Annotated in this window: 6 protein-coding genes, 21 tRNA genes and 2 rRNA genes (1 of these 29 cut by a window edge); 3 read left to right on the top strand and 26 right to left on the bottom strand. The window is 47.2% G+C overall.

Annotated features, from left to right (window positions below; translation table 11 throughout):
- Positions 1-47: 47 nt before the first annotated feature.
- From menH to U2H13_RS14680, 3 genes are read right to left on the bottom strand one after another with little or no spacing between them, the layout of a single operon-like run.
- On the bottom strand, positions 48-872 hold the full coding sequence (menH, locus tag U2H13_RS14670) for a 2-succinyl-6-hydroxy-2,4-cyclohexadiene-1-carboxylate synthase (RefSeq protein ID WP_376700513.1): 825 nt from the start codon (positions 870-872) through the stop codon (positions 48-50).
- The gene (gene menD / locus U2H13_RS14675; protein ID WP_014418712.1) at positions 860-2,596 is read right to left on the bottom strand and encodes a 2-succinyl-5-enolpyruvyl-6-hydroxy-3-cyclohexene-1-carboxylic-acid synthase; all 1,737 of its coding nucleotides are present in this window, start codon (positions 2,594-2,596) and stop codon (positions 860-862) included. Before menD ends, menH begins: the two co-directional genes overlap by 13 nt.
- Complete coding sequence (locus U2H13_RS14680; RefSeq protein WP_376700514.1) at positions 2,593-4,008, bottom strand: isochorismate synthase MenF; 1,416 nt, start codon at positions 4,006-4,008, stop codon at positions 2,593-2,595. The genes menD and U2H13_RS14680 overlap by 4 nt, the downstream gene beginning before the upstream one ends.
- Before the next feature lie 282 nt (positions 4,009-4,290).
- Between U2H13_RS14680 and U2H13_RS14685 the strand changes: the two genes are divergently transcribed.
- The 3 genes from U2H13_RS14685 (at position 4,291) to U2H13_RS14695 (ending at position 6,903) form a co-directional block, all read left to right on the top strand.
- Positions 4,291-5,010, top strand: coding sequence for a TraR/DksA C4-type zinc finger protein (locus tag U2H13_RS14685; RefSeq protein ID WP_007613312.1), 720 nt, complete (start codon positions 4,291-4,293; stop codon positions 5,008-5,010).
- 157 nt (positions 5,011-5,167) lie between these two features.
- Complete coding sequence (locus tag U2H13_RS14690; RefSeq protein ID WP_121984738.1) at positions 5,168-5,638, top strand: TspO/MBR family protein; 471 nt, start codon at positions 5,168-5,170, stop codon at positions 5,636-5,638.
- Between the two features lie 114 nt (positions 5,639-5,752).
- Positions 5,753-6,903, top strand: a protein-coding gene (locus tag U2H13_RS14695; protein ID WP_121692599.1) for an IS3 family transposase whose coding sequence is annotated in 2 segments (ribosomal slippage) — positions 5,753-6,026 and positions 6,026-6,903 — 1,152 coding nt in all. Because the reading frame shifts where the segments join, the coding sequence is not laid out codon by codon here.
- 60 nt (positions 6,904-6,963) lie between these two features.
- Here U2H13_RS14695 and U2H13_RS14700 read toward each other — a convergent pair.
- From U2H13_RS14700 to U2H13_RS14810, 23 genes are all read right to left on the bottom strand, one after another.
- Positions 6,964-7,035 (bottom strand) — tRNA-Glu (locus tag U2H13_RS14700).
- Between the two features lie 3 nt (positions 7,036-7,038).
- Positions 7,039-7,129, bottom strand: a tRNA-Ser gene (locus U2H13_RS14705).
- A gap of 3 nt (positions 7,130-7,132) precedes the next feature.
- Positions 7,133-7,207 (bottom strand) — tRNA-Asn (locus U2H13_RS14710).
- Between the two features lie 10 nt (positions 7,208-7,217).
- Positions 7,218-7,294: transfer RNA gene (locus U2H13_RS14715), tRNA-Ile, on the bottom strand.
- Between the two features lie 15 nt (positions 7,295-7,309).
- Positions 7,310-7,383: transfer RNA gene (locus tag U2H13_RS14720), tRNA-Gly, on the bottom strand.
- Between the two features lie 8 nt (positions 7,384-7,391).
- Positions 7,392-7,467: transfer RNA gene (locus tag U2H13_RS14725), tRNA-His, on the bottom strand.
- A gap of 20 nt (positions 7,468-7,487) precedes the next feature.
- Positions 7,488-7,563 (bottom strand) — tRNA-Phe (locus U2H13_RS14730).
- Positions 7,564-7,573: 10 nt separating this feature from the next.
- Positions 7,574-7,650, bottom strand: a tRNA-Asp gene (locus U2H13_RS14735).
- A 6-nt stretch (positions 7,651-7,656) separates the two neighbouring features.
- Positions 7,657-7,733, bottom strand: a tRNA-Met gene (locus U2H13_RS14740).
- A gap of 19 nt (positions 7,734-7,752) precedes the next feature.
- A tRNA-Ser gene (locus tag U2H13_RS14745) sits at positions 7,753-7,845 on the bottom strand.
- 7 nt (positions 7,846-7,852) lie between these two features.
- Positions 7,853-7,929: transfer RNA gene (locus tag U2H13_RS14750), tRNA-Ile, on the bottom strand.
- Positions 7,930-7,931: 2 nt separating this feature from the next.
- A tRNA-Met gene (locus U2H13_RS14755) sits at positions 7,932-8,008 on the bottom strand.
- A 20-nt stretch (positions 8,009-8,028) separates the two neighbouring features.
- A tRNA-Ala gene (locus U2H13_RS14760) sits at positions 8,029-8,101 on the bottom strand.
- A gap of 4 nt (positions 8,102-8,105) precedes the next feature.
- Positions 8,106-8,182: transfer RNA gene (locus tag U2H13_RS14765), tRNA-Pro, on the bottom strand.
- A 16-nt stretch (positions 8,183-8,198) separates the two neighbouring features.
- Positions 8,199-8,275: transfer RNA gene (locus U2H13_RS14770), tRNA-Arg, on the bottom strand.
- A gap of 9 nt (positions 8,276-8,284) precedes the next feature.
- Positions 8,285-8,370 (bottom strand) — tRNA-Leu (locus U2H13_RS14775).
- A 19-nt stretch (positions 8,371-8,389) separates the two neighbouring features.
- Positions 8,390-8,464: transfer RNA gene (locus tag U2H13_RS14780), tRNA-Gly, on the bottom strand.
- Positions 8,465-8,473: 9 nt separating this feature from the next.
- Positions 8,474-8,557: transfer RNA gene (locus tag U2H13_RS14785), tRNA-Leu, on the bottom strand.
- 10 nt (positions 8,558-8,567) lie between these two features.
- Positions 8,568-8,643, bottom strand: a tRNA-Lys gene (locus tag U2H13_RS14790).
- Between the two features lie 37 nt (positions 8,644-8,680).
- Positions 8,681-8,756, bottom strand: a tRNA-Thr gene (locus tag U2H13_RS14795).
- Between the two features lie 29 nt (positions 8,757-8,785).
- Positions 8,786-8,861: transfer RNA gene (locus U2H13_RS14800), tRNA-Val, on the bottom strand.
- A gap of 23 nt (positions 8,862-8,884) precedes the next feature.
- Positions 8,885-9,000: ribosomal RNA gene (gene rrf / locus U2H13_RS14805) — 5S ribosomal RNA — on the bottom strand.
- A gap of 50 nt (positions 9,001-9,050) precedes the next feature.
- Positions 9,051-9,104: ribosomal RNA gene (locus U2H13_RS14810) — 23S ribosomal RNA — on the bottom strand; it runs 2,876 nt beyond the window's last position.

Consider the following 9,104-nt stretch of genomic DNA (forward strand, 5'->3'; position numbering starts at 1 on the left):
CCTTCATTTTTGCCTGAGTCCGGCCGAAAAGCTATTTTCTTTATGCTTTACAAGCCGTATAAAAACTCACTTACTATCTTACCAAAAATTCGCGGCTGTTCCACATGTACCGTGTGCCCCGCCTGTTTGACAACCTCTATTTTACTTGATGGGAGCAGGTTATGCACCTTTTGATTAATAGCGCAAAACTTTTCATCCCATTCACCGCATATGAGCAGGACGGGCGCCTTGATGCGGTGTAATGCCTCCCACCAGGAAGGCTGTGAGCCCGTCCCCATTCCGAGCAGGCTGCCTGCAAGTCCGGACGGATTATTTTTCAGCCTGCCGGCACGGATGGATGCCTTTACGCTGTCCGGCAGAGAAAGCTGCGTGGCAAACAACGGAATGCTCTCCCAATAATCGACAAACGATGTTATACCTTCCCGCAATATAAAGTCAGCAAGCTTCCGGTCTGACTGAATCCGCTTCTTGCGTTCCTGAAGCGTGCTCAGGCCCGGGGTTGTACTTTCCAAAACAAGCGCTGACACCCGATGCGGAAATGCCTGTGCAAAGGAATACGCAAGTCTCCCCCCCATAGAATAACCAATAAGTTTCACTTTGTGAAGTTTTAATTGATCAAAAACGGCGGCAAGGTCCGCAACCTGCCGGCTCGTACTATACCTTGCCGCTTGCCCAGGCGCGTCTGTCTCCCCGTGACCCAGGCAGTCAATCATCACCATTCGTTCGCCGGGAAACATGCCGCGTAAAAACATCCATGATTCTTTGCTGCCCGTAAATCCATGCAGACAAACAATAGCTTCAGACGATTCGTGTCCGCTATCAGCAGTCCGATAGCATACACCGTCGGCCGTTTTAACAGTTACAGTTTCCATTCTTTTTTCACTTCCCGCACTGCGTCCTGCAGCAGATCGCGATGGAATTGAACTCTTGATGTCCGATCTGTTTTCAGCTCGATTATATGAAGTCCGGGCTTGTCCGCCTGCGGCTGATACGCATCCTTAAATGCTTCCCATGTCTCAGGGCAAGTATACGTCCCGCCGTACAGTGCGGCGGCATGCCGGAAATCAAGACCCGTCGGCGTACCGAACAGTTCTTCAAAATGAGTCTTATCAGATGCCTGCGGCAAAAACGAGAAAATCCCGCCGCCATCATTGTTTATTAAAATAACCGTAAGCGGAATTCCAAGTTTTTTAGCCGCTAACAGCCCGTTTAAATCATGGTAAAACGATAAATCTCCAATTACAAGCGTGACAGGAGCTTTTGTACCCTCACACAGTCCCATAGCCGAGGAGACAACTCCGTCAATGCCGTTAGCGCCGCGGTTGGCATAAACACGGAAGGAACGATCTTGTTTTTCAAAGAACGTATCCACGTCGCGAATCGGCATGCTGTTGCCGACAAAAATCGAACTGCCTTCAGGGACAAGGTGCTGAAGCTGACGATATACATTTCCTTCAAATGATAAATCATCCATGTTCGCGGCCTGTAAATGACTCCGGAACCGGTCATTGACAAATTGCCATTTCTCAAGCCATCCGGACGGCCGTTTTCCGGTTTCAGCTGAACGGACCGCTTCCAAAAACACCGACGGATGGCAATGAATCATATGCGCGCCGGCCTGGGTGGGATCTCTCCATCCTCCGTCTTCATCGACGATAAACTGCTCAATGGCAGGATCATCTCTGAGCCATAAAAAGAGCGGTTTGGAAACCGGCATCGGACCGAAGCGGATCACAGCGTCAGGGCGCAGCGCCTCTTTTATTTCTTCATCTTTTAAAAACGAGTCATAAGCATCAATAATCAGCGTCTTATCATGCTCCCCGTTTCGGAGGTTTGAAAGCGGATCAGCCAAAATCGGGAACTGAAGCATCTCGGCAAGCGCGATGATTTGCTGCTTTTCTGCTTCACCGTGAATTTCGCCGCAGACGATCATACCTCTTTCGGTCCCCGCAAGACGCTCTGTAATATGACAGAGAGAATCTTGATCAGCTGACTGAATCCCTGTTGTGACTGAGACGTGCCGCCCCTTTCTCATTCTTTCAAAAGGTCCGGCTGATAAATCCGGCATCAAAGGCTCTCTGAGCGGCACATTGATATGGACCGGCCCCATCGGACGCTTCCCGGCTTCACTTACGGCTCTGCCGGCCAATGTTCTGATATAGCTCAGCATTTGAGGATTTTCCTCAGGCAGAGCCGAGTCTGTGAAAAACTTAACAAAGTTACCGAACAGAAAATGCTGGTTAATCGCCTGAGGCGCCCCCACTTCCCTCAATTCATGAGGCCGGTCAGCAGTCAGGACAATAAGCGGCACTCTTGAATAATGAGCTTCAATCACGGCCGGATAGAAGTTAGCCGCTGCCGTTCCTGACGTACAAATCAGCATGACCGGACGCTGGCGGGCTTTTGCAAGACCGAGTGCGAAAAAACCTGCGGACCGTTCATCAATCTGTATATGGACTTGAATATCCGGGTGGGCCGCCGCCAAAACCGCCAAGGGAGTTGACCTCGATCCCGGGCAAACAACCGCGTCGGTGACACCCGATAGAGCGAATTCATCAATAAAGCTTCCGATATAATGTGTAATCGGGTTTGTCAAAGCCTTTCACCTCCTAAAGCAGAGATCATCGGCTTTAGTTTAATTTGTGTTTCTTCATATTCTGATTGCGGATCTGAATCTTCAACAATACCGCAGCCTGCGAAAAGCCGCGCACTTTTGCCTTCAATCAGTCCTGATCGGATAGCCACGACAAATTCTCCGTTTTCCCCGCCGTCCATCCAGCCGATCGGTGCCGCGTACCATCCGCGTGTCATCGGTTCAATATCAGCGATAACTTCAACAGCTTTCTGCTGGGGAGCTCCTCCCAATGCCGGTGTGGGATGCAGCTTTTCAATTAAATCAAACAGCGAAGCGGACGTTTTAAGATGGCCTGTGATCGGCGTATATAGATGCTGAACACTTTTTGTTTTATATAATTGCGGACCTGCAGGCTTTTTCACATCGCTGCAGCTCGACAAGAAAGAATCGTGTATCATCTGAACCACAAAATCATGTTCCGCGAGATTTTTTTCGTCATGCAGCAATTCCTTGCCGAGACGGTCATCTTCTTGTTGATTTTCTCCGCGCTTAATTGAACCTGCCAGACAGGTGGACATGACGTCTTTGCCGGATTTTTTGATCAGCCGTTCCGGTGAAGCGCCGACAAAGCATTTATCTCCCTGCTCAATCGCAAAAACATAGCTTGTCGTTTGGTCTGTCAAAAGCTTACGGACAACGCTCTCCGCCGGAATAGGCCCATCATATGACAAAACAACTTCCCTTGCCAGCACGACTTTATCATATTGATTTGCTTTCATATCATTTGTTGCTGTTTTAATGGCTTCAAGCCAGTTTTCCACATCAAGTTCTTCCGCTTTTGTTAAAACAGGATATTCTTCATACTCAATTGAAGAAACTGAAAAAGCTTCCGAAAAAGATTTCAGACGTTTCAGCGTATCTTCTGCCTGATTACCGTCTGCTGCCCATTGATTGACGGTTAAATAATCACCATCTGCCGTCTTTGTCAGCATGAGTGAGGGGATAAAGAACAGTCCTTCTTCGAACCCGTTCCATTCGTCTCCTCTCTCTTCAGCGGGATTAAATGAAAAGCCGCCGAATAAAACAGGGCCGACCGCGGTATGCGCCGCCTCTTCTTCTTCATGAATATGAAAAGCCGTCTTTTTAAAGCGCTCCCATTGTTCAAAAACGTCGTGATAACGCTTTCCATTTTTTTCATTCGATTGGAACAGCGCTTCTGTGCCAAGACCGACTATTGTTAATTCACTACCGGGTTCTGACCAAAAAAATCGTTTGCCTTTATATTTTTTTGCTCCGTCTTTGAAAAATGATAGAGGGTCTAAAGACGCAATACGTCTTGAATAGCTCAATAAGACAGCATGGTTGACTTGTTTGGCTTTATGTAATGCATGATCTGCTTCCTCTCGGAACGTATGCTGCACCGTTGTCACCATGAGACATTCCTCCATAATCCGTTAAATGCTTTTAATACAATACACCTGTGATGACTTTGTGTCAAACACACAGATTTGAGCACGACAAAATGCCTGCATTTCTTATTATAAACCTTTTTGCGCAAATGAATAAAGAAACAAACTTGAATTTTCTTTCCCCACTCTCGGCAATCACTGTATCCTTTTACTTCCTCATGGGAAAATGACTATTTTTATCCACCATTTTTCTGCGCAAAAGCGTTCATACTAACAGTAAGCATCACATAGAAACGAGGGATTGATGTGCTTACAAACGAACAGATCACACACTTAAAAAAAGAATTGGAAGAAGCCAGACATGATATTTTAAGCCGCTTTAAAGAAAATGATCAATTTCAGTTAACTGATGAATTCCCGTATCAGTCATCCGGCGAATTGTCTTCCTATGACAATCATCCCGGCGATCAGGCGACCGAATTATACGAGCGGGAAAAAGACCTGGCTCTGCTCGACCATGAACGGGAGCACCTTCGCGACATTGATTACTCTCTGAAACAAATTGAAAACGGCACATACGGCACATGTGAAGTCAGCGGCAAGGACATTCCTTATGACAGACTCGAAGCTCTGCCGACGGCTACGACATTGGCGGAATATTCCTCGCAGGATGCCGTTTCCAAAGACAGGCCGATTGAAGAGGAAACACCGTTCGGACAGTTTGAATTTGATGATGATGAATCAATCCGGGCGGCTTACGATAGTGAAGATGCTTATCAGGATGTTGAGGAATACGGAAACTCAGAAACGCCTCAGGATTTAGAGGATCCTCCGCTCAGCTACGGGGATATGACAATGAACTCAGAAGAAAACATCGGCTATGCTGAGGATTATGAAAACTTTATCGCGACAGATATTACCGGCAAAAACATTTCCGTGTATCCAAGCAAAGCACACGAAAAATATGAACAGGAACTTGACGAAGAAGGAATTATGACGACATTCGGCGATCTTCATGCTGATTAAAACCCCGGCCTGCCGGGGTTTTTGAATACAAATAAATGGTTTGCTGCATTTTCACACTGAAAACCCATACACTTAATGGTGCATAAACCTTTTAAAAAGTTTAATCTTTCCAAAAAAAGGGAACTAACGTATTGACATTGAATGACGGAGGGAACAAATGAAAAAGAAGTATATCAGTGCGATTATTGTATTTATCATTACATATGTCTTGTTTTCTTTAGCGGGGGTTCTCTTTCCCATCGACCGGGAATGGTACGACGCGCTGCAAAAACCTGACTGGACGCCGAGCAGATCAGTGATCGGCATCATATGGACGGTTTTGTTTGCGCTTATTTCGCTCACAGCAGCCTTAATATACGCAAAGTTTTCATGTAAAGAATCCAAAGCTTTTTGGGTGATGCTTCTCATCAATTATATCGTGAATCAAGGATTCAGCTATTTTCAATTCACACAGAAAAATTTGCTTGCTGCATCTATCGATTGCCTGCTTGTGGCGGTGACAACACTCATTCTGTTGCTCATTGCCAGTAAATACAGTAAAGCTTCAGCCTGGCTTCTGGTTCCTTATTTATTATGGAGCGCTTTTGCCACATACCTGTCTTTTACCATTTACGCTATGAACGCATAATAAAAAACCTTGCATACTAGGGACTGACCCCATAAGATGAGACAAACAAAAAACACCTTCAAGTTTGAAAACGGATGATTGTTAGCCGAAATTAGACTTGGAGGTGTTTTTTCTATGGGGACAAGAGTGAGTTATCCGGTTGAAGTGAAACAGAAGGCTGTAGAAATGAGATTGGCAGGCGTGCCTATGAAAGAGATCATGCAGGAATTGAATATTAAGAATAAGACACAGGTTCAGACATGGGTTAGATGGCATAAGACTGGGGATACACATCGATTCGAACAGCCTGTCGGAAAGCAATACACTTACGGAAAAGGCCCGGAGTATTCTTCCGAATTAGAGAAACTGCAGGCAGAAAATCGTTATCTGAGACAACAGAATGAAGTTTTAAAAAAGTACAACGAATTGGAAAGGAAGCTGATAGCGAAACGCCAGTCGAGCTTGTAGAAGCATTGCGCGGCACAATGACCATACAGGATATCTGTATTCATTTAGGTATCTCACGAGCATCTTATTATCGTTGGAAGAAGAATCTGATGAAAGATAACCCTAAATGCCATTTAGAAAAACAAATCGGCACGTTGTGCCGAGAACACAAGTTTCGATATGGCTATCGGAAAATCACAGCCATATTAAAAAAGGGAATGCGTGTGAATCATAAAACGGTTCAGCGCATTATGCAGAAGAATCAGTGGCAATGCCGGGTTAAGGTGAAAAAGCGCAAGAAAGATGGGCAGCCATATGCCGTGGCCGAGAATATATTGGATCGAAACTTTCAGTCTGATCGCCCTCTGGAAAAGCTAGTAACGGATATCACATATTTGCCTTATGGGCAGAAACAATTGTATCTTTCCAGTATATTGGATTTATACAATGGAGAAGTGATTGCTTTTACAATTGGCGATAGACAGGACACAGACTTTGTCTTACACACACTTGATCAGCTGCCCGCACTGCCAGAGAACTGCGTGTTACATAGTGACCAAGGTTCTGTTTATACATCTTATGAGTATCAGAAAGCTGTTAAAACAAAAGGCATTACCCTGAGCATGTCCCGCAAAGGGACGCCCGCTGATAATGCCTCCATCGAATCGTTTCATTCCTCACTAAAGTCTGAAACGTTCTATCTTAACAGCATTGATCGAACTACGACGACCATCGTAGAACGCACTGCCATAGAATACATTCATTATTATAACAATATTCGTATTCAAACGAAACTAAACAGCCAATCGCCGATACAATATCGGCAATTGGCTGTATGAAGGTGTTTTGATCCCTGTCTCAAAAACGGGGGTCAGTCCCACTATGCAAGGTTTTTTTAATGACCCGTACGGGATTCGAACCCGTGTTACCGCCGTGAAAGGGCGGTGTCTTAACCGCTTGACCAACGGGCCTTATGGCGGAGAAGGAGGGATTTGAACCCTCGCGCCGCTTACACGACCTACACCCTTAGCAGGGGCGCCTCTTCAGCCACTTGAGTACTTCTCCGTATGGCTCCACAGGCAGGATTCGAACCTGCGACCGATCGGTTAACAGCCGATAGCTCTACCACTGAGCTACTGTGGAAAAATCATCATGGTGGGCCTGAGTGGACTCGAACCACCGACCTCACGCTTATCAGGCGTGCGCTCTAACCAGCTGAGCTACAGGCCCATGACAATATAAAAATGGAGCGGGTGATGGGAATCGAACCCACGACATCAGCTTGGAAGGCTGAGGTTTTACCACTAAACTACACCCGCATGTTGTTTGGGGCGATTGATGGGAATCGAACCCACGAGTGCCAGAGCCACAATCTGGTGCGTTAACCACTTCGCCACAACCGCCAAAACAATATTAAATTAAATGGTGGCTCGGGACGGAATCGAACCGCCGACACACGGATTTTCAGTCCGTTGCTCTACCAACTGAGCTACCGAGCCTTTTTATAAATGGCGGTCCGGACGGGACTCGAACCCGCGACCTCCTGCGTGACAGGCAGGCATTCTAACCAACTGAACTACCGGACCATTTTTTGGTTGCGGGGGCAGGATTTGAACCTGCGACCTTCGGGTTATGAGCCCGACGAGCTACCGAACTGCTCCACCCCGCGATGATAATTAAATTAGATATGGCGGAGGAAGAGGGATTCGAACCCCCGCGGGCTTTGACACCCCTGTCGGTTTTCAAGACCGATCCCTTCAGCCAGACTTGGGTATTCCTCCGTATAAGTGGTGGACCTTGTAGGACTCGAACCTACGACCGGACGGTTATGAGCCGTCTGCTCTAACCAACTGAGCTAAAGGTCCAATGGTAGCGGCGGAGGGGATCGAACCCCCGACCTCACGGGTATGAACCGTACGCTCTAGCCAGCTGAGCTACACCGCCAAAAAACAATTAAAATCAAGTGGAGCCTAGCGGGATCGAACCGCTGACCTCCTGCGTGCAAAGCAGGCGCTCTCCCAGCTGAGCTAAGGCCCCAAAATGGTCGGGAAGACAGGATTCGAACCTGCGACCCCATGGTCCCAAACCATGTGCTCTACCAAGCTGAGCTACTTCCCGTTTTCAAAAGTATGTATGGCGCGCCCGAGAGGAGTCGAACCCCTAACCTTTTGATCCGTAGTCAAACGCTCTATCCAATTGAGCTACGGGCGCAACAATAAGTGCCGAGGGCCGGACTTGAACCGGCACGGTAGTCACCTACCGCAGGATTTTAAGTCCTGTGTGTCTGCCAATTCCACCACCCCGGCATGGATGGTATAGTATAGTTGGAGCGGAAGACGGGATTCGAACCCGCGACCCCCACCTTGGCAAGGTGATGTTCTACCACTGAACTACTTCCGCGTTTGGCAATGCGGATGAAGGGACTTGAACCCCCACGTCTGTAAAGACACTAGAGCCTGATTCTAGCGCGTCTGCCAATTCCGCCACATCCGCAAGAAAAACATGGTGAGCCATGAAGGACTCGAACCTTCGACCCTCTGATTAAAAGTCAGATGCTCTACCAACTGAGCTAATGGCTCTTATTACAAGAGACTTATATAGTATAACATATAAAGGTGGTGCCGGCAAGAGGACTTGAACCCCCAACCTACTGATTACAAGTCAGTTGCTCTACCAATTGAGCTACACCGGCTTAATACGCCAACTTATGTATGATAGGAATGGTGGAGGATGACGGGCTCGAACCGCCGACCCTCTGCTTGTAAGGCAGATGCTCTCCCAGCTGAGCTAATCCTCCATATATTACACTTACGTGTAATGGCTTGGCGGCGTCCTACTCTCACAGGGGGAAACCCCCGACTACCATCGGCGCTGAAGAGCTTAACTTCCGTGTTCGGCATGGGAACGGGTGTGACCTCTTCGCTATCGCCACCAAACCATTGAGAGTGTTCTCTCAAAACTAGATAACAGTAAGCATACATTCAAATTGGTTAAGTCCTCGATCGATTAGTATCTGTCAGCTCCATGTGTCGCCACACTT

This window comes from Bacillus sp. A1 (assembly GCF_042296235.1).
Taxonomy (GTDB): Bacteria; Bacillota; Bacilli; order Bacillales; family Bacillaceae; genus Bacillus; species Bacillus velezensis.